The 20,529-nt window shown below is 36.5% G+C and carries 23 protein-coding genes; 14 read left to right on the forward strand and 9 right to left on the reverse strand.

What is annotated here, in order from left to right; genetic code table 11:
* The first annotated feature begins 116 nt into the window (after positions 1-116).
* The 10 genes from PP182_RS07660 to PP182_RS07705 all read left to right on the forward strand — a co-directional run bounded on the left by PP182_RS07660 (position 117) and on the right by PP182_RS07705 (position 10,811).
* On the forward strand, positions 117-647 hold the full coding sequence (locus tag PP182_RS07660; protein ID WP_272650763.1) for a helix-turn-helix domain-containing protein: 531 nt from the start codon (positions 117-119) through the stop codon (positions 645-647).
* 118 nt (positions 648-765) lie between these two features.
* On the forward strand, positions 766-2,226 hold the full coding sequence (locus PP182_RS07665) for a serine hydrolase (RefSeq protein ID WP_272650764.1): 1,461 nt from the start codon (positions 766-768) through the stop codon (positions 2,224-2,226).
* A 239-nt stretch (positions 2,227-2,465) separates the two neighbouring features.
* Positions 2,466-3,368 carry an NAD-dependent epimerase/dehydratase family protein gene (locus PP182_RS07670; RefSeq protein ID WP_272650765.1) on the forward strand — a complete coding sequence of 301 codons (903 nt, stop codon included), beginning with the start codon at positions 2,466-2,468 and terminating at the stop codon, positions 3,366-3,368.
* Positions 3,369-3,550: 182 nt separating this feature from the next.
* A complete protein-coding gene (locus PP182_RS07675; protein WP_272650766.1) occupies positions 3,551-4,132 on the forward strand; it encodes a hypothetical protein in 582 nt (193 codons plus the stop codon).
* On the forward strand, positions 4,129-5,028 hold the full coding sequence (locus tag PP182_RS07680) for a DUF5694 domain-containing protein (RefSeq protein ID WP_272650767.1): 900 nt from the start codon (positions 4,129-4,131) through the stop codon (positions 5,026-5,028). The genes PP182_RS07675 and PP182_RS07680 overlap by 4 nt, the downstream gene beginning before the upstream one ends.
* Positions 5,029-5,203: 175 nt before the next feature.
* Positions 5,204-6,517, forward strand: a complete 1,314-nt coding sequence (locus tag PP182_RS07685) for a hypothetical protein (RefSeq protein WP_272650768.1) — start codon at positions 5,204-5,206, stop codon at positions 6,515-6,517.
* Positions 6,518-6,702: 185 nt separating this feature from the next.
* On the forward strand, positions 6,703-7,074 hold the full coding sequence (locus PP182_RS07690; protein ID WP_272650769.1) for a glyoxalase: 372 nt from the start codon (positions 6,703-6,705) through the stop codon (positions 7,072-7,074).
* Positions 7,071-8,321: a glycosyltransferase gene (locus PP182_RS07695; protein ID WP_272650770.1), complete on the forward strand. Its 1,251-nt coding sequence runs from the start codon at positions 7,071-7,073 to the stop codon at positions 8,319-8,321. The genes PP182_RS07690 and PP182_RS07695 overlap by 4 nt, the downstream gene beginning before the upstream one ends.
* Positions 8,322-8,650: 329 nt before the next feature.
* A complete protein-coding gene (locus PP182_RS07700; RefSeq protein ID WP_272650771.1) occupies positions 8,651-9,061 on the forward strand; it encodes a YybH family protein in 411 nt (136 codons plus the stop codon).
* Between the two features lie 211 nt (positions 9,062-9,272).
* Complete coding sequence (locus PP182_RS07705) at positions 9,273-10,811, forward strand: family 43 glycosylhydrolase (protein ID WP_272650772.1); 1,539 nt, start codon at positions 9,273-9,275, stop codon at positions 10,809-10,811.
* 48 nt (positions 10,812-10,859) lie between these two features.
* Here the strand turns inward: PP182_RS07705 and PP182_RS07710 are convergent, their stop codons facing one another.
* On the reverse strand, positions 10,860-11,456 hold the full coding sequence (locus PP182_RS07710; protein ID WP_272650773.1) for an MCP four helix bundle domain-containing protein: 597 nt from the start codon (positions 11,454-11,456) through the stop codon (positions 10,860-10,862).
* Between the two features lie 280 nt (positions 11,457-11,736).
* Between PP182_RS07710 and PP182_RS07715 the strand changes: the two genes are divergently transcribed.
* Genes PP182_RS07715 through PP182_RS07730 form a run of 4 tightly spaced genes read left to right on the forward strand, consistent with a single transcriptional unit; the run spans position 11,737 to position 14,804 of the window.
* The gene (locus tag PP182_RS07715; RefSeq protein WP_272650774.1) at positions 11,737-12,282 is read left to right on the forward strand and encodes a pyridoxamine 5'-phosphate oxidase family protein; all 546 of its coding nucleotides are present in this window, start codon (positions 11,737-11,739) and stop codon (positions 12,280-12,282) included.
* Between the two features lie 45 nt (positions 12,283-12,327).
* Positions 12,328-13,056, forward strand: a complete 729-nt coding sequence (locus tag PP182_RS07720) for a 3-keto-disaccharide hydrolase (RefSeq protein WP_272650775.1) — start codon at positions 12,328-12,330, stop codon at positions 13,054-13,056.
* Positions 13,053-14,009 (forward strand): NAD(P)-dependent alcohol dehydrogenase, encoded by a 957-nt coding sequence (locus tag PP182_RS07725; RefSeq protein ID WP_272650776.1) that lies wholly within the window; start codon positions 13,053-13,055, stop codon positions 14,007-14,009. The genes PP182_RS07720 and PP182_RS07725 overlap by 4 nt, the downstream gene beginning before the upstream one ends.
* Complete coding sequence (locus PP182_RS07730) at positions 14,010-14,804, forward strand: cation transporter (protein WP_272650777.1); 795 nt, start codon at positions 14,010-14,012, stop codon at positions 14,802-14,804. It abuts the gene before it with no gap.
* Between the two features lie 18 nt (positions 14,805-14,822).
* Here the strand turns inward: PP182_RS07730 and hisIE are convergent, their stop codons facing one another.
* The 8 genes from hisIE to hisB all read right to left on the reverse strand — a co-directional run bounded on the left by hisIE (position 14,823) and on the right by hisB (position 20,528).
* Positions 14,823-15,422, reverse strand: coding sequence for a bifunctional phosphoribosyl-AMP cyclohydrolase/phosphoribosyl-ATP diphosphatase HisIE (gene hisIE / locus PP182_RS07735; RefSeq protein ID WP_272650778.1), 600 nt, complete (start codon positions 15,420-15,422; stop codon positions 14,823-14,825).
* A gap of 10 nt (positions 15,423-15,432) precedes the next feature.
* The gene (locus tag PP182_RS07740; RefSeq protein WP_272650779.1) at positions 15,433-16,128 is read right to left on the reverse strand and encodes an aspartate/glutamate racemase family protein; all 696 of its coding nucleotides are present in this window, start codon (positions 16,126-16,128) and stop codon (positions 15,433-15,435) included.
* Positions 16,129-16,148: 20 nt separating this feature from the next.
* The gene (hisF, locus tag PP182_RS07745; RefSeq protein WP_272650780.1) at positions 16,149-16,904 is read right to left on the reverse strand and encodes an imidazole glycerol phosphate synthase subunit HisF; all 756 of its coding nucleotides are present in this window, start codon (positions 16,902-16,904) and stop codon (positions 16,149-16,151) included.
* Complete coding sequence (locus PP182_RS07750; RefSeq protein WP_272650781.1) at positions 16,898-17,311, reverse strand: four helix bundle protein; 414 nt, start codon at positions 17,309-17,311, stop codon at positions 16,898-16,900. Before PP182_RS07750 ends, hisF begins: the two co-directional genes overlap by 7 nt.
* A 61-nt stretch (positions 17,312-17,372) precedes the next feature.
* Positions 17,373-17,888 (reverse strand): DinB family protein, encoded by a 516-nt coding sequence (locus tag PP182_RS07755; protein WP_272650782.1) that lies wholly within the window; start codon positions 17,886-17,888, stop codon positions 17,373-17,375.
* Positions 17,881-18,705, reverse strand: a complete 825-nt coding sequence (locus tag PP182_RS07760) for a 1-(5-phosphoribosyl)-5-[(5-phosphoribosylamino)methylideneamino]imidazole-4-carboxamide isomerase (protein ID WP_272650895.1) — start codon at positions 18,703-18,705, stop codon at positions 17,881-17,883. Before PP182_RS07760 ends, PP182_RS07755 begins: the two co-directional genes overlap by 8 nt.
* Before the next feature lie 15 nt (positions 18,706-18,720).
* Complete coding sequence (gene hisH / locus PP182_RS07765; protein ID WP_272650783.1) at positions 18,721-19,302, reverse strand: imidazole glycerol phosphate synthase subunit HisH; 582 nt, start codon at positions 19,300-19,302, stop codon at positions 18,721-18,723.
* Between the two features lie 83 nt (positions 19,303-19,385).
* Positions 19,386-20,528, reverse strand: coding sequence for a bifunctional histidinol-phosphatase/imidazoleglycerol-phosphate dehydratase HisB (hisB, locus tag PP182_RS07770; RefSeq protein ID WP_272650784.1), 1,143 nt, complete (start codon positions 20,526-20,528; stop codon positions 19,386-19,388).
* Position 20,529: the final 1 nt, after the last annotated feature.

Consider the following 20,529-nt stretch of genomic DNA (forward strand, 5'->3'; position numbering starts at 1 on the left):
CTCGCGGATTTTCTATTCGGTTTGTATTTGTTAAGTTAGTTCCTGAAACACGCAACGAAATCATACACAAACACGTTGGAAATAATTATACTGAATTAAGATTAAGTTAAGTGCAGATGAACATTAAAAGCCTTAGAGAACAAAAACATCTTACTCAAGAGGAGCTTGCTCGTGAATCTGGAATTTCCATAAGAACAATCCAACGGATAGAAGCTGGACAAGAACCTAAAGGACATACCCTAAAAGTATTAGCTAAAGCCCTCGAATTAGACTTAACCTCAATAAACAAAAAAGCAACAGCGAAGAGAAATTATTCTTTAATTAAAATCATAAACCTTTCTTCAGCATTTGTACTTTCTATACCATTATTGAATGTTCTTTTACCACTTACCATCATGTACTTTGGTAAACAATTCAATGACATAACAAAACAAATCTTATCACTTCAAATTTTATGGTCTACTGTTTCTTTATTTATTTTCATTTTAGCCTCATTTCTTAAAAACTCACTTAACCTTTCACATCGTTTTCCACTTTGGGTATTACTGGTGTTTATCATAATCAACATGGTTATAATACTCATAAACGCTGCTAGTTTGGGCAAAAAGAAAAAACTCTTTTTTAAGCTTAATTTCAATGTTATTTAAATATCACTAGTATTTACGGTTTATTGTCATGGTATTGGCAGCTCATTGTCGTGCTAAAATTTAAACTTGCACCATCAACTTTTTAGATTTTTGCAAAAAATAAACAAAATCAAAAAGTATGAACAAAACACATCTATACACTATTTTATTAGTAATTATCGCTAATTATTCTTTAATAGGTCAAAATAAACTTCAGTCAAAAATTTTAAATTCTAGAATTGACAATTATTTAAACGCTGGTGCTAAAAATGGGTTTTCTGGAGCAATCGCCGTTATTAAAAAGGGAAATATTATAATCAATAAGGGATACGGAGAGGCTAATAGAAATATAAAAACACTTAATAACCCAAATACCATTTTTGACATCGGATCAAATACAAAACAATTTACGGCTACAGCAATTTTAAAACTTGCAGAATTAGGAAAGCTAAAATTAACAGATTCCTTAAGTACGTTTTTTAATAGAATTCCGGAAGATAAGCAGTCAATTACAATACATCAATTATTATCCCATTCCGCAGGTTTTGTGGATGCTATTGGAAAAGACTTTGCGGAGATTTCACAAGAAGACTTTTTTCAACAACTTTTTGCAACCAAATTATTATCGAAACCTGGTGAAAAATATTCGTATTCCAATACAGGATACAGTATTCTAGGAAGAATTATAGAGTTAGTTTCAAATCAACCTTATGAGGCCTTTATAAACGAATACCTTTTCGCACCAGCAGGTATGAAGCAAACAGGCTATTTGTTACCAAACTGGGATTCAAAAAATATAGCTTGGAGTTATAACCGCGGGATTTTAGAAAGTGAATCACCTATTTTTAAATATCAAAAATACAATGATATCACTTGGCACTTAAAAGCAAATGGAGGAATTAACAGTTCTCAAAATGATTTGGTGCTTTGGTATAAAGCTTTAAAATCATATAAGATTTTAAATGAAGAATCATTAAAAAAGTTAACTACTTCCCATATTCATTTTACAAGTGCAAAATTTGAGTATGGATATGCCTATGGTTGGACAGTAAGGATGTTAGAAAATAACATAAAAAGATTAACTCATAATGGTTCTAATGGAGCGTATTCACATTCATTAGTTTGGTTTCCTGAATATGACATTTTTATATCATATGCAACAAATGCAAACAGCTCGCAAGTGGAATTTATTGCTTATGAAGTAGCCAAAATTGTACTAGATAAAAATTATAGTCCTGGACCTATTAAGAATAATTTGTACGCCTATGCAATTAATTTTATCAGAGAACATTCAACTGATAAATCTACAGAACTGATCGCGTTACTTCAAAAAAATTATGCTGACGATTTTACAAATTCAAGACCTTTAAATTCTATTGGAAATATATTATTAATGATAAATGAAAATAACGAATGGGCGATAGAACTATTTAAAAAAAACATACAGCTCTATCCCAATGATGGTAACCTTTGGGATTCTTTAGGCGATGGATATAAAGCAAACAATCAAGAAGAAGAAGCCATAAAGAGTTATAAAAAAGCCGTTGAATTAGGTTATAAAGATTCACAGGTCAAGTTAACAGAGTTAATTAAAAATTAGCAAAAACTATTGCCAATAACGGTATTATTAATTGCTTTGGAAAATTCCTTCAGAATTTTCACTTGTTCGTTTCTGTTTACTAAATTTAGTTACTTAACCACGCAACTAATCATAAACCAAACGATGATGATGTAGTATTTTACAGTAGGCACATTCTCACAAAACGAAAAAAATTATGAAATTGACATAGAATATGCAGCGCTAGTAACAAATAAAATCATTACTAAACAGGAAAATAGATGACCACAAAACGAATATTCTTTACCGGTGGATCGGGAAAAGCAGGAAAGCACGTAATACCCTACCTTCTCGACCAAGGACACAAGGTAATGAATGTAGACTTGGTGCCTTTGGAACACCCAAGGGTAGAGAATTTGATAGCTGATATTACGGATTCAGGACAAATGTTTAACGCAATGAGTTCGTATGCAGGGTTAGATGAATTGGAACCAGGAAATGGAATACCAAAATTTGATGCTGTAGTACATTTCGCTGCTGTCCCTAGGATTCTAATCAATCCTGACAATGAAACTTTTAGGGTCAACACCATGGGTACCTATAATGTGATTGAAGCAGCGGTTAAACTTGGTATCAAAAAAATCATTATTGCCTCCTCGGAAACCACCTATGGTATCTGTTTTTCAGATGGCAAAACCGACCCTAAAGTGCTGCCCCTAGAGGAAGATTATGACGTTGACCCCATGGATAGCTATGGATTATCGAAGGTGGTAAATGAAAAAACGGCCCGGAGTTTCCAGCGGCGATCAGGTTTTGATATTTATGCCCTTCGAATAGGAAACGTGATCGAACCTCACGAATATGCTGAACTCTTCCCCCACTATTTTAAAAACCCTGAAGTACGCCGCAGGAATGCCTTCTGTTATATAGATGCTCGTGACCTAGGGCAAATTGTGGATTTATGTTTGAAAAAAGACGGCCTGGGTTATCAGATTTTCAATGCTGGAAACGATCACAACGGTGCCATTATTCCCAGCAAAGAATTAGCTAAAAAGTTCTTCCCTAACGTACCGATTACTCGTGAATTGGGTCAGCATGAAGCATTGTTTTCAAATCGTAAAATCCGGGAAGTTCTTGGATTCAAAGAACAACATAACTGGCGAAAATATGTGAAATGGGAATAAATTTGAATTTTGGCTTGTTCTATTTTAGGGAAGATTACACTGGGAAGATCGTCAAAATTAGTATTCTTAGTTTAGGGATTTTTTTATATTTCTTTAAAATAAGACACTAACGCTCAAACCCTCACATTGCTCTCGCAGCTTTCGTAGATAGCGCGCGAATGCATGCCATTAATTGAATTTAAATGAAGAAGCCTAGAAAAATACTTTATGAAATTTTTGTCTTAATTGTACCTGTAATGCTTGGGGTCTACTTAGGCCTTTTAGCAAATAATTGGAGTAAAGAAAAAGAAGACAAACTACAAACTGAAAAAGTACTTAACAATATCTTACAAGAAATAAAGTATAATGAAGTTACAACACAAGAATCATTAAAGTATTTCAGACAACTGAGGGATAGTATATTTTTATTGGATAATCGAAACTCATTACCTTCTGACTTTACATTTTGGAAAGGACTAAATCCTCCTCTATTAAAAAATGCATCATTCCAATCTGCCTCTTTGTCAGGATTACTCAGTAGGTTTGATCTTGATTTGTTAGAACAACTTTCCAGTGTTTATAAACTGCAAGATGATTTAGAATTGCAATCCAACACATATATTCAAAGTGTTACAAACAAAATAGGGGACGAAAGTTTTAACAATAATAAATACTTGATAATCTTGGAAAATTACGCTCATGACCAGATAAGTACCGAAGAAAACTTATTTCAAGAGTTGAGCAAGGCCAAAAAAATGATTTCTAAAAAACTAAATTATCAATGAAGTATATATTAATTTTTTGCTTGTTCATATTACTGTATTCTTGTAAAGAGACAATCCAGGAAAAGTCAGAATTGTACCCCTCAGATAGTATAGACTGGGCCATTGATAATTTTCCAAGCCTTGATAAGAGCTCAAATCATAAAGTGTTAACATTAGGAGTTTTTCATTTTGATAGAAGTCGTGACGGAAGTGATGTAGTTGCTAAAAATCATGTCGATATTTCTACCGAACTGAACCAACGTGAATTGGATACTATCATTCAGAGATTAAAAGACTTTAATCCAGCAAAAATAGCCGTCGAGTGGCGTCCAGAATATCAAAGCAATCTCGATTCTCTTTATCAAGAATATTTAGCGGGAAATTATAAATTAGGTCTGAACGAAGCCTTTCAAGTTGGTTTTAGACTCGCAAAAATACTAGGGCATAAAAAGGTATACTGCGTGGATAACAACCCACCATTACCTGAAAGTATTAATGAGATAGAGGACTGGGAAGCCTATGCCGATAGTTTGGGACATTTGGGGTTATGGCATTCATACGACCAAGAAAATTCAAGATATAATACATTTATGGATACTATTCAAAAACATCTAAATGTTAAGGATTATCTTCTACTCATAAACTCGAAAAAAAATGTATCAAGGAATAAGCAACTTTGGACTACAGGTCTTGTCAATGTGGGGTATTTAGACAAATATGTTGGCGCAGATTTATTGGGTAGATGGTATCGAAGAAATTCTAGAATCTATGCTAACTCAAAAAATTTAGTAAACCCTGTTTTGAAGGAAAATTTATTAATTATCTATGGAGGAGCACATAAATGGATCTTGGATGAATTGTTCGATTCTTCTCCAGATTTTCAAGTAGTTCAGTTTAATGAGTTAATGGTTAAATAAATTGGCATACAACATTGCGCATGGTTCTTAAGTAAAACTCGCCTAGTAATTAATGAAACCACTATGAAAATGACATAACAGGTAATTGTTATATTTACTTTTGATAATATATAGGTCTAGATTCCCCTATCGATTAAACCAAGATTATACAAGGATTATCTATTAAATAAAACACATGAATAAAAGAATTATAGTAATATCCCTTTGTGCTATCGGACTACTATCCTGTAGGAACTCCGAGAAAAAGAGCGACACAGAAATCGTAAACCAGTATTACCATATGTTGGACACTTCGGATTATTCGCAAATTTCCGTATTGTTGGCCGACAACATTCAAACCCAAGAAGGTGAGTATAGTCCGAGCTATTCCCAAGAGGAATATAAGGAATTGCTAAAATGGGATGCCGTTTTTGACCCTACGTATGAAATTTTGGAAATTGTAAAAGAAGACAATGGAACAATTAAAGCGACCGTTTCTAAATCGGATACCAGAATCCAATTTCTATATGAAAAACCTTTTATTACGGATAATAACATTACCATAAAAAATGGTAAGATTACTAAGGTCAGTACTGAGTATGTGGATTTTGATAGTAAAACCTTTGGAAACAACAGGACCAGACTCCTCACCTATATAGACGAAATGAATCCGGAACTGAACGGTTTTCTAACGGATCAGACCGAGGCCGGAGCCAATAAATACCTAAAGGCAATCGAGTTATACAGAGCTAAACCTCGTTTCAACCTAGGAAAAGACCTGTTATTGATGCATTTTGATTGTAAGACGGATGTGGATGATCTTCATGCCGCAGCCGGATTGCTGACCCTGATGTCACAACCCAAATTTTCGGAGGTCAAGTATCACGCAGTGGCGGGTACGTATGGTATTCAAGAAGGATTGTATGTACCACCCAATTCATTGTTCAAATTGGCATTTGGACATAATTGGACAGATGCCCATGAGCGAATGGAAGCTGCAGCGGAGGAAGTCGCCCAACGGGCTATGGCCACATTGGAAGCAGAAGGAGATATTTGGATTGCCGAGGCCGGTCAGTCCGATTTTTCGGCCCATTTGGTGATGGCAATTCAAAAAATGCTACCCGAGTTGGAAAGTAAGAAACGAATCCATATTGTACAACACAGCGATTGGAATGAAGAAGTGACTAGTCCGGAGCTTCTAGAATTCGCAAAAACGAACACGGAATACAATAAAATTAAAGATGGAAACTCCGTAGGAAATGGAACCCCAGGATTTCGTACGCCAGGATACACAGCATGGAAACAGGAGGTTAAAGACCCTAAATTAAAGTCGGTTTGGGAATTGGCAGTGAATCTATCCCAAAAATACAATGGAAAAGAAGGGCGTTACAACAATGAAGCGGTTGCGGAGAACGGGCTAGATTTTTCGGACCTGTCCGAAGTTTGTTGGATGTTGCATTTGGAGGACATCAAAGACACGGAGGAGTTTTTTAACCGATTTACACCTTGATTTTTAGCTTTAAAAGACCATAGTACGTCAAAGAAAAAGAGCTTGGCCGCTTTGAGGGAAAGCGAGTGTTTCATTGAAAATCACTACCTTAAGACTTCCTATTAATTTCAGGTATAGTAGGTTTTTATGCTATTTTCAAATGAATAGTTGACGTAGCTATAATTTCAACCGTTAAGCAGTTAAAAATGAAAATATCAGGAAAATCCATCAGACCTTTTATAGGTTCCAAGAATTACACCATATCCCGAAACTTTTATCTGGATTTGGGTTTCTCCGAATTTGTAACCTCCAAAACAATGTCCTATTTCAGCATGGGAGAATTCGGATTCTATTTACAGGATGCCTATGTAAAGGATTGGATAGACAACTCCATGGTATTTTTTGAAGTAGATGATTTGGAGGTAATGCTCACCTATGTTCAAGGTTTGGGACTGACCGAAAAATATAAAAACGTACGATTGTCTGGAATTCAGTACAACGATTGGGGTAATGAATTCTTCCTGCATGACCCCTGTGGAATCCTATGGCATTTTGGAATCTTTACTACCAAAAAGTGAATATCCTCCTAATATCCATAGGTACTCGAGGCGATATGGAACCATTTTTGGCCATTGGTCAGAGTATGAAGGAAAAAGGGCATGCCGTGACTTGTCTTTTTCCAGAACAGTTTAGAAATCTAGTAGAAGAATCAGGGTTTGCATTTGAAAGCTTGGGATCAGCGTTTATGAAAATGCTAGAAAGTGACCTGGGTAAATTCGCTTTGGGCGGTGGCGGTTCCCAATTCAAGAAAATAGGAGCATTTATTAAGCTAGCCAAGATTCAGCGTGAAAACAATAAGGCAATGGTACAAAAGCAATTTGACACCATTGCCCGTATAAAACCGGATAGGGTCATTCACAATGGTAAGGCCCTATATCCCGTTATTTGGGAATTGGAACATCCTGGTAAAACAATTTATATTAGCCCAGTCCCCTATTTACATTACGTCAAAGGACATACCCACACAGCATTTCATAGCAATTATGGTGAGTTTCTAAATAAGCTCACGTATAAATTGGCGGATTGGGGTACGACGAAGGCAATTATGGATGTAGTCAAGCAATTGGGTATAGCAGGAGTTTCCAAGAAACAGATTAAAAACGCGATGCAGCGCCATAAAATATTTTATACAGTGTCTCCCCAACTTTTTAAACGCCCTGAGTATTGGTCCAACAACATGAAAGTGCTGGGCTATCACGAGCGGAATAAAACTACAAATTGGCAACCCGACGCTTCATTATTGGCGTTTTTGGAACAGCACACCAAGATTATTTTCATAAGTTTTGGAAGTATGACCAACCCGAAACCTGTTGAAAAAACGGCCATTATTCTGGATATTCTAAAACGTAATAACATCCCGGCTATCCTCAATACATCATCGGGAGGCTTGGTTTCACCAAGCACCTATGATACTGATCTATTTCATTTTGTATCCCATATACCCTACGATTGGATTTTTAAAAGGATGTATGCCGTTATCCACCACGGAGGTTCGGGAACAACCCATATGGGCCTGAAAAATGGTTGTGCCTCCTTAATCATTCCCCATGTAATCGACCAATTTGTTTGGAATGAAATTATTCATGAAAAGGGCTTGGGTCCCAAAGGAATAAAAATTAATAAAATCAGTACCAAAAATTTAGAACCCTTGATCTTGGATGTGTACAACAATAAAAACTATAGAGAAAATGCACTTTTGGTTGCCGAGGAAATGGCAAAGGAGTATATACTCAACGACGAATTATATAACCGTCTGATTGAATAATTTGGATTACTTTTTCTTTTAACACTTTGCTTTGTTTACGGGAGTTATCCTACTATACTGTTAAAAGAGAAGCATCAACAAGAGAAATAATATACAGCTTGTAAAAAGTATCTAACCATTTATACAAAATCACTGTTATTTTTAATTAATAATTCCGAAGATAGTTTTACCGATACTTAGAAACAGAAAAATGATTTTTTATATATCGTTTGACACCCATCTTTAATTACCTAAAAAACTAATTTAAAACGAAAAATTTATTACTAATCCCCTTATTACTTTGTATTCTGTCCTGTAATGAAAAAGTTAAACAAACAGAGCTGGAGCCTGTGAAGGATAAAAACATAGATATTCGGGCGGAACTGGCATCCATCGAGGAGACAAGAGCGGCATTCGAACTCGCGGTTAAAGAGAATAGATTTCAAGATTTGATGAATTATGGTACAAAGGATGCTATGTCATTGACCCCCGATTGTGGTACTTGGGAGGCTTTTGTTGCATTGCAAGGCCAACCATCTGGGGAGTTCCATTACGATAGTTTGGTCATGAAACCCATGGAAACCATAGTAGTAAGCGATAGTGTTGCCTATGATTTTGGAACGAGTACGACCTATTATACCAATGCGGATGGAAAATCTATTGGGTTACCAGCAACATACCTAACCATTCTAAAAAAAGACAAAAATGATGGTGTTTGGAAACTTCATAGAGAAGTAGCCAATACCAGAAATATTCAATAGGGTTTTTATTTGTATATACCTGCTGTATTTATTAGTAACATCGTATTCATTTTGATAATATCAATCCTATTTTTTAGAAAGCCTGAGCCATTAATAGTTCAAGATCTAATCATTCAACTATAAATTCATGAAAACACGCCCGTTTTTTAGGTAATCTACGTAAGTGACAGAACTATCTTTTTATTTTTAGTGAACTTAAAATAAGTGAGGTATGGCTTTAAAAATTAGGGTATTCTATTTTTTGATCATAATACTAATAGGTCTGCCGCTATTGGGCGTTGCCCAATCGGATATGGTTCAGACCCAAGTTATTCCCGGGGAACTTCCAGATCCTTCCATTATTGAAGTGGATGGAGTCTACTATGCGACAGGAACCACGGGAGACTGGGCTCCTTTTTACCCTATCTATAAATCAACAGATCTTTATCAGTGGGAACAAATTGGTGCCGTTTTTAATACCAATCCAAATTGGACCATGGGGAGTTTTTGGGCCCCGGAACTATATTATCAAAACGGTACTTTTTATTGCTATTATACGGCCCGCGGTACGGATGGTATTTCTAAAATAGGGGTAGCAACTACCACGGATATTACTAAAGAGTTTAAAGATGAGGGTGTTCTAATTGATTGGGGCGATGAAGCCATTGATGCCTATGTGTATAAAGAAAAGGGAACGCTATATATTACCTGGAAAGCCTATGGTTTAACTCCGGACAAACCTATTCAAATTTTGGGTTCAAAACTTTCCAGTAACGGACTACAACTCGTCGGCAAATATTTTAATGTGGTTACGGCTGATTCAAGAACCTGGGAACGAGGAGGAATTGAAGGTCAGGCTATTATTAAACATGACGATTATCTCTATATGCTGTATTCAGGAAACGCCTGCTGTGGTAATGATTGTGATTATATGGTTGGCGTTGCAAGGGCCAAAACCATTACGGGGCCTTGGGAAAAGTATAGTCAAAACCCCATTCTTAAAGGGAACTCCAAGTGGAAATGTCCAGGTCATGGTACCGCCGTGCAACATGGCAATGATTGGTTTTATCTCTATCATGCTTACAATACCAAGGGTTTTCCTAGGTTAGGTAGAGCGGCACTTTTAAGTCAATTTTACTGGGAAAAAACTTCTGGTTGGCCCTATTTTAAAGTAGATCCCAATACGGTTCAAGGAAATCGGCTCGAGAAGAATATTATAGACTCTTTTAATGGAAATCAACTTGCGCAGTATTGGAAGTATAATGTAAAAAACCCTGTATTTAAATCGGAGGTACATAACAACACTCTAATACTTAAGGAAACAGCTACAGATTCAACAAACAAAACAGGGGCAGTACTTTGTGTTATCCCGGACGATTCAGAATTTGAGTTTACAACAAAAGTGGTAATTAGAAACGAAGCCTTAAAGGGACTTGTATTGTATACGACCAAAAGCAATAGTCTTGGTATGGGAACAAAAGGAGATGAAATTATTATTTGGAAGGTTGAAAACGGCGAGTATACCCAAATAACCTCAATACCTAGCCTTAAAAGTATGGGCGGTATTTGGCTTAGAGCCAAAGTGAGTGGCTCAAACGCCATTCAAATGAGTTACAGTTATGATAATCAAAAATGGGAGCCCTTAAATTACCTGGATGGTGGGAATCTGGCCTGGTGGTCATCCGGAATGAAGGCCGGACTTCAAATTAAAATGGATGAAGTTTCTAGGGATAATATAGGAATATTCGATTCCTTTAGCATAACCTATTAATTATTAACCTTTAGAAATACTAAATAAGTGTTTTAAAAATCCAAATACTTATTCATTTTTGGGATTGTAGATGATAATGACTTGAATCAGGATTGCTAGAAAAATTAAAATATAGATTTCGAGCTGTGTAAATAATTCGACCGTATCAACCGCCTTTTTACTAATGTTCATTTGACGGTTACCTTCACTTAATTGAATTTGTGAAAGGTCATAAAGATTTTCCTTAACATCATCAATACTTGATTCGAGTAGTGTTTTTTGTGTCTTACCAGATTCAACAAATTTAACTTCTTGAGCTTTTAATTCCACAAGATTTTGTTTGAGCTCTTCAAAAACTTTTGCTTCTTCTTTTGTTAATTTAGTTTCCTGATAGCGTAAAATTAAATTTTGAATCTTGTCATTTATCTTCGAAGCCTTATTATTATAATAAGCGGAATCTTTCCGTACCATGGCAAGCTCCTTTTCATGTATATATCGGTCAATTTCAAAAATAATATTCTTGACTACCAAGCGATCTTCATAAATGGTGGTGACAGAATCCTTGACCCTTAAAAAGTTATTTCGGTCAATGAGATTCGTGGCAATGATCAATATAAAAATCATTGATATTCCCAAAATCCATTTAATCTTGCTCAGTATTGTCATATTTAAGTATTTTAAAATTGCTATTTAAAAATACGAAAAGGATTCTCAATTACATAGGCCTGTTCTTAATTGGATGGCACTTGGTCACTTTAGGTATTAGAAGCTTTAATTTTCTTTAAACAGAAACTTATATTAAATTACAGTGACAGGAACCACTCTTATTTTTGCCATACAGTATTGAAAAATTTGCAATACTCCCTTAAGAAAAGGAATTCATATATAAAATCAGAAAACAATATAATCCTTAAATTTCCATTCGAAAAAAAATTAAAAAATCCATATGGGAAAAAAGTTATCTGAAATTGGTTCCGAACAAAGGTCATTTATAGAAAGTCAACATATATTCTTCGTAGGGACGGCTGCATCTAAAGGCCGGGTAAATGTATCCCCAAAAGGAACCGATAGTTTTAGGGTAATTAGCGAGAACAAAGTGGTTTGGCTTAATCTTACCGGTAGTGGAAATGAGACAGCAGCACATCTTTTAAAAAATAGAAGAATGACCATAATGTTCTGTGCCTTTGAGGGAAAACCAATGATACTAAGACTTTATGGCAAGGCAACCATCTATCATAAAAGGGATAAAGCCTTTAAAACACACGCAACTTTGTTCCCTGTAAATGCCGGCTCCAGACAAATCATTGAAATGGATGTCGATTTGGTACAAACATCCTGTGGATTTGCAGTGCCTTTTATGGATTTTAAAGAGGAACGTACAACCCTAAATACTTGGGCTGAAATGCAAGGGGAAGAAAAGATATATGATTATTGGAAGAATAAAAATACCCAAAGTATTGATGGCTTTGAGACGAAGATTTTAGAAGAATAAATTTCATAATTGCAAACACAAGAACACAAAAACACAAAATTAAAAATGAAAAAGTTATTGAGTATTTCACTGATTTTCATGCTTTTATATTCCTGTGATTCCAATAAAAAGAAATCCAAACAGCAAATTGAATCGCAAACCCAAAATGATTGGATTGTTCTCTTTGATGGAAATTCTATACAAGCCTTAAGAGGCTACGGTATGGAAACATTCCCAGAAGGAATCTGGTATGTGGAAAATGGTGCCTTGGTTGCTAATCCAGATACCACAAACAGGGATTTAATTACGAAAGAACGGTTTAAGGATTTTGAGTTGGAATATGAATGGGCCGTGGACACGGCAGCAAATTCTGGTGTTTTCTTTCACATGCAAGAGGATTTGACCATGGAATCGGGAAATGGTAATAGTCCCAACTGGTTGGACAACTATGAATTACAGATTTTGGATGATGAAAATTTTTATGATACCCTTGCCGTGCGGTCTGCCGGTTCTTTATATGATTTAATTAAACCCATGAATAAGGAACTGAAACCTATTGGTGAATTCAATAAGGCCAGGCTTATACACAACTCGGGACATGTAGAACATTGGTTGAACGGAAAAAAGGTCATCGACTTCACAATGGATAGTCCTGAAATGAAAAAATTATTGAACAATAGTAAATTCAAGGAAAATCCAGAATTCCATTCGGATAAGGAAGGGCATATCATGTTTCAGCATCATGGTCAACGAGTATATTTCAAGAATATAAGGGTAAGACGGCTTGAAAAATGAAAGCTGCAATCCGAAGAATATATGGCGGTCCCGAGCAAATTTCAGTTGAAGAAATCAACCTACCCGATATCCATGATGATGAAGTACTGATTAGGGTACATGCTGCAACGGTAAATAGAACAGATTGCGCCAACCTTACCGCAAAGCCTTTTATTATGCGGTTAATTCTCGGGCTTTCTAAACCCAGAAAAGTAATTATGGGCACCGATTTTGCCGGTGAAATTGTTCAAATAGGGAACACTGTTACAAAGTTCAAAAAAGGTAATAATGTCTTTGGTTTTACCGATATTGGCTCGGAATCCCAGTCCGAGTATATGAAAGCCAACGTTAAGGATGTTTTTTCAATCCCAGATGGTGTTGGCCTTAAAGTAGCAGCCGCCAGTTTGGAAGGAGCACACTATGCATATACCTTTATCCATAAAGTAAACATAGAACCAGGACAGAAGGTATTTATCAATGGAGCCACAGGAGCTATTGGATCTGCATTACTTCAGTTCGTAAGGCAGTACGATGTAAAAATTACAGCCACTTGCAACACAAAGAATATCGGTCTTATAAAATCCTTAGGGGCGGATAAAATTTATGATTACACAAAAGAAGATTTTACAACGGATACTGAATCGTACGACTTTATTTTTGATGCAGTGGGCAAGAGCACTTTTGGAAAGTGTAAACCCCTATTAAAGAAAAAAGGGGTTTATATTTCTTCTGAACTTGGACCTTATTCCCAAAATATATTCTATGCTTTATTTTCATTTTTAAAGTCTAAAAAAGTGATTTTTCCAATTCCATATGATAAACAAAAAACGATACCATACCTAAGTAATCTTTTAAAATCGGGCACATTTAAGCCCGTAATCGACCAAGAATTCACGTTGGATGATATTGCCAAGGCCTATGATTTTGTAATGACCGGAGAAAAAACCGGTAATGTTGTCGTTGAAGTAGTATAAATGAAGAAATCAATATTCGAGATAAGCAAGATGGATTGTCCATCCGAGGAAAATCTGATTCGGATGAAATTGGAAGGTATCAGCTCTATTGTCCATTTGGATTTTGATATATCCAATCGGAAACTGGATGTTTATCATGAAGAAGATTCGGAAAAAATTGAGAAATCCATTCTAGAACTGAACCTTGGTGGCAAAAAACTTTCAACAGTAGAGACGAACCAAAAGGATTTTAATGAAACCAACCATCAAAGAAAACTTTTATGGGTAGTACTCACAATAAATTTTTCTTTTTTCCTTATTGAAATGACTACTGGGTTCCTATCGAAATCCATGGGGCTGATTGCAGATAGTCTGGATATGCTGGCTGATAGTTTTGTATATGGTATTAGTCTTTTTGCTGTTGGAGGCACCTTAATGCGAAAAAAGAAAATCGCCAAGCTTGCCGGCTATTTTCAAATCGTATTGGCTTTGATAGGCTTTGTAGAAGTTCTTAGAAGATTTATTGGAACGGAGAAACTTCCCGATTTCTACACCATGATTATTATTTCCATTTTTGCACTAATCGCTAATGGTATGTGTCTTTATATTTTGCAAAAATCAAAGAGCAAACAAGAAGCACATATGAAGGCCAGTATGATTTTCACTTCAAATGACGTAATTATCAATCTTGGGATAATTACAGCAGGGCTTATGGTACATTGGTTAGGCTCTAATAAGCCCGACCTAATTATTGGTACTATTGTATTTGTTTTGGTTATCCAAGGTGCTTTTCGGATTTTGAAGTTGAGTAAATAGGGTAATATAAAACGATAGTTATTTTTTCCGTTTTACCAGCTCAGCCTCAATATCTTGTAAAGTAAACCCTTTAGCTTGTAATAGAATTAGATAGTGAAAGAGCAAATCGGCACTTTCATATAAAAATAAGTCATCATTACTGTCCATGGCCTCTATGACCGTTTCAACGGCTTCCTCCCCTACTTTTTGGGCAATCTTGTTTATACCTTTATCAAAAAGTGAAGCCACATAGGACTTTTCACCATCAGCTGCATTTTTACGTTCCGTAATCGTGTTTTCCAATTCTGAAAAGAAACCAAAAGTGGAATCGTTTTCTTCACCCCAGCAAGTATCACTTCCTGTATGACAGGTAGGTCCCATAGGATTGACCGAAATAAGTAATGTATCATTGTCACAATCATTTTTAATTTCAACTAGTTTTAGAAAATGACCGCTCTCCTCTCCTTTGGTCCATAACCTTGATTTGGTACGACTAAAAAAGGTAACCTTGCCCGTCTCTTGGGTTTTTTGTAGGGCTTCCTCGTCCATGTATCCTAGCATGAGTACATTTTTAGTGCTAGCATCTTGAATAATGGCAGGAACTAGTCCATCCGGGTTTTTGTTAAAGTCAACTTTCATAGTTATTCTTTTATGCGTCTATTGCAAAGGCTATAGCAGCTTCTGAATGAATTTTAGTGGTATCAAAGGTAGGAATATCGCAGTGTTTCTGTTGAATGAGCAAAGGAATTTCCGTGCATCCTAAAATAACTCCTTCGGCTCCAAGGTTTTCTGATTTTTGTATTACCTCTTGATAGACTTTTCTCGATTTTGATGTTATAATTCCCTTGGCCAGTTCATTGTAGATAATATCATGGACCAACTTCTGATCAGACTCCTTAGGAACCAAGGTATCAATATCAAATTTAGATTCGAGAATATGCTTATAAAAATCTAGTCCCATTGTGTATTTTGTTCCGAGTAATAAAACCTTCTTAAGACTCTTGGCTTTAATAACTTCACCAGTCGCTTCCGCTATATGCAATAAGGGTACGTTCGTTTTAGCTTTAATACTGTCCGCACAAAGATGCATTGTATTGGCACCAATTAGAATAATCTCTGCACCTACCCTTTCCAATCTTTTTCCAATCTCGGCAAAGTCAGAATTCAAGGACTCCCAATCTCCTGCACTTTGCTTCTCTGAAATTTCTTGAAAATCAACAGATTCCAAAATCAGTTTACAGGAGTGTGAACTTCCCAATGCCCGATTAACGGCTTCATTTAAATACTGATAATACAATTGCGTAGATTGCCATGTAATTCCACCTATAAGTCCAATTTTCTTCATCGATTCGCTTTTGTATGTTGCTAAATTCTAACAGGAATTCCCTCTTTCCGTAATTCCTCCTTTAAATCCTTAATTTTAATTTCCTTAAAATGGAAAACACTAGCGGCCAAGGCAGCATCGGCTTTTCCTTCCTTAAAGGTATCCGTAAAATGCTGAATATTTCCGGCACCACCGGAAGCTATAATAGGAATATTCAATTCACCGGACAATTTTGAAAGCGCTACATTGGCAAATCCATTTTTAGTCCCATCGTGATCCATGGAGGTAAAAAGGATTTCTCCGGCACCGCGTTCTTCAACTTCTTTGGCCCATTCGAATAGTTTACGTTCCGTAGGGACTTTCCCCCCTACCAAATGAACAATCCATTCCCCATCAATCTGTTTGGCATCAATGGCCACCACGATACACTGAGAGCCAAATTTGGCTACTAGGTCATTAATCAATTGGGGATTCTTTACTGCTGAGGAATTAATGGATACTTTGTCCGCACCGTTATGAAGTAAAATGTCCACGTCTTCAACGGAGGAGATTCCCCCACCCACCGTAAATGGAATACTCACTTTCTCTGCTACATGATACACCAATTCCGCCAAAGTCTTTCTTTTCTGTTCCGTTGCCGAAATATCCAAGAAAACCAGCTCATCAGCACCCTCTTGACTATATATTTCGGCTAACGCTACGGGGTCTCCGGCATCCCGTAGATCCACAAAATTAACGCCCTTCACGGTTCTTCCGTCTTTTATATCCAAACAGGGTATTATTCTTTTTGCTAACATAACTTAAAGGTACAAGGGTAAAGGTTTGAGGTACAAGTATATCGTATAAATTGTTTATTATTATCTGTTTTTTTCGCAGTTTTTATGGATGCCACTGTAATAGCTAATAACTCTGAAGCTTCTTTCTTTAATGGAATTATTTCAGGTTCAAGTTCTGGCCGCACTTCCAAAAAAAGTTCTAACCAATACACAGACTCATCAGCTTCTTCCTTTACAATTTTAAGTTTATTGATAAAATCTGCAGTGGATTTTGCCCTTTGAGAAGCACGATAATTTGCACCAACCGGTCTAGAACATCGAATTAACTGCCTTGCCCAAGCATCATATTCTCGAGATTTAGGAAGCTTGGAGCAAAAATGCCAACAATCAACAGCAAATTTTTGAGTTCTAGATTTTAAATTCTGCATATTTTAAATTTGATATAAGAACATTTTACCTCAAACCTTGTATTTTTAACCTCGTACCTCATTATTCATTTTTAGTATTCAAATCCAGTCCGTCATAAAATCCAAGGTCTTTGTTTCTTAATAATTTCACCCAAAAGGCTATTTGTCCGGTATGATAGGAATAGTGTTCAACGGCATGCATAATAACACCCACGCCCGAAAAAGAAAAACCTTGAACTGAGCGAATCTTTACCAATTGCTCCGACCTTGCATCAAAAATGACTCGTTTTGCCGTATCCACGGTGTCTTTCAATTTTTTAAGCAATTCTAGTTTAGTTAGTCCACCGGATGCCGAAAACTCAGAATCCCGTTGTCTGTCATCTTCATTTTCACCCAATGAGGAGATTATATATTGCGTGATATTACCACAGAGATGGAGTATCAGGTTTCCCATACTGTTAAGTGAATCGTTGGGTTTTTGCCATATTTCTTCCTCAGATATATTGCTTAGGCTTTTATTAATCATCCGAGTACTTTCCTCCATTCTGTACAGGGCGTTTTTGACCAACTCCTCTACTAACTGTGCTTCTTTATCCATGATTTAGTATAAACGCTTCCAATTGTTTTAAACGGATTCTATTTTCGTAAATGGCTTTACCAATAATGGTTCCCTCACATCCCATTTCCGCAAGTTTCGGCAACTCTTCAAAGGTGGAAATACCACCGGAAGCAATTAGTTTCAGGTCTGATGTCCCCTTGAGCGACCTTTGCCCAGCGGAGTCGGGGTAAGTCGAAAGGTCTTCATTAGTTCTCGACTTCGCTCGAACTGACAGGTTATAATTATTTGTGCTTTCCAATATCTTTCTGTATAATTCAAACGAGGGACCCTGCAGCATACCGTCCTTGGAAATATCGGTACAGATAACATAGGTGATACCTTTTTTTTGATAGTTCTGAATAAAGGGTATCAATTCCTCTTTCGATTCTTCCTGCCAACCGGAAACCGCAACTTTTTCGTCCGTGGCATCCGCACCGAGGATAATTTTATCTGCGCCATGTTTTGCAATCCATCCTGTAAATACTTCCCTGTTTTTTACGGCGATACTACCTCCTGTAATTTGACTGGCTCCGCTTTCGAAAGCAATCTTTAAATCATCATCCGTTTTTAAACCACCTCCAAAATCAATCTTCAGATTTGTATTTGAAGCAATTTGCTCTAAAACTTTATGATTTACAATATGCTTGGATTTTGCGCCGTCCAGATCTACCAAATGCAGGTATTGTATTCCGTGGGCTTCAAACTCCTTGGCAACTTCCAAAGGATTTTCATTGTATATTTTCTTGGTATCATAATCTCCCTTGGAGAGCCTTACGCACTTCCCTTCTATGATATCTATAGCTGGAATTATTCTCATTTTCATTAGTAACTTTTACATTTTCAAAAAATTCACTAGGATACGCTCTCCAATATCACTGCTCTTTTCGGGGTGAAACTGAGTTCCATAAAAATTATCATGCATTAAAGCAGCACTATAATCTACGCCATATGAAGATGTGGCAATGGTTTGCTTACAGATGGGTGCATAAAAACTATGGACTAAGTAAATATGGCTTTTCTCATCAACATCATTAAACAAAACCGATTTGAGCTTTGCAATTTGATTCCATCCTATCTGTGGCACCTTTACCTTTTTGGAAAATCGGACAACATCTACATCAAAAATACCTAGCCCTTTCGTATTCCCCTCTTCGGATCCATTGCACATCAACTGCATTCCCAAACAGATTCCCAGTACAGGTTGCGTCAAAGTAGGAATCAATTTATCCAGATGACTTTCCCTCAGTTTTTTCATGGCGCTACTCGCCTCGCCCACTCCGGGGAAAATAACTTTATCGGCGTTTCTTATTTCATTCACATCATGACTTAGAATTGCTTCATATCCCAATCTTTTTATGGCAAATTTGATGCTCTGTATATTTCCCGCACCATAATTAATAATGACAATCTTCATGATAATATTTATTCAGTATTGAGTTTTAAGTGCGACCAAATTTTCAGTGTGTTTAATGGATAGTCCTTTAAAGCATGTATTATTTAAAGAACTCCTTTTGTTGATGGCAGTACCATCTTTTCTACATCGCGTTTTACCGCCATTTTAATGCTCTTGGCAAAGGCCTTAAAAATGGCTTCTATTTTATGGTGTTCATTTGTACCCTCCGCTTTAATATTGAGATTGGCCTTTGCACCGTCCGAAAAAGATTTAAAGAAATGATGGAACATCTCCGTAGGCATATCCCCAATTTTCTCTCTCTTAAATTCGGCATCCCAGACCAACCAATTTCTACCTCCAAAATCGATAGCTACCTGTGCCAAACAATCATCCATGGGCAAGCAGAATCCGTATCGTTCAATTCCTAGCTTGTTTCCCAGAGCAGTATAAAACACTTCTCCCAAAGCAATCCCTGTATCCTCGATAGTATGATGTTCGTCCACTTCTAAATCCCCGTCCACCTTAATTTTGAGGTCCATTTGTCCATGACGCGCCAATTGATCTAGCATATGGTCAAAAAATGCTAGTCCGGTTTTTATATCGCTCTTGCCAGTCCCATCCAAGCTTAATTCAATGGATATATCGGTTTCATTGGTCTTTCGGTGCGTGGCTCCCCTTCTATCCTTAAGTTTTAGAAACTCATAGATTTTCTCCCAGTCGTTATTCTCAAGAGCTATGACGCTATCCAATGCTTCTCTTTTTACGGTGATTTCTCCGGTACCCAGATGGGTCTCATCATTAATATAGATACCTTTTGCCTCCAAATTCTTTGCCAATTCCATATCTGTGAGCCGGTCCCCGATAACATAGGAATTTTGTAAGTCATAATCATCCGAAAAATATTCTGTTAACAAACCAGTACCTGGTTTTCTAGTATTGGCATTTTCATGCGGAAAGGTTCTGTCCAAAAAGACCTTATCAAAAACGACACCTTCGTTCTCAAAAGATTTTAAAATGAAATTATGTACGGGCCAAAAAGTTTCTTCCGGAAAGACCTCTGTACCCAAGCCATCCTGATTGGTTATCATTACCAATTCATAATCCAATTCCTTGGCTATTTTACCTAAAAATGTAAAGGCCTTGGGATAGAAAACCATTTTTTCAAAAGCATCTATTTGCTCGTCAGCCGTTTCTTTTATAATAGTGCCATCGCGGTCTATAAATAAAACTTTTTTTTTGTTTTCCATA

Origin of the sequence: Maribacter sp. PR1, assembly GCF_028464145.1 — a bacterium.
GTDB lineage: Bacteria > Bacteroidota > Bacteroidia > Flavobacteriales > Flavobacteriaceae > Maribacter.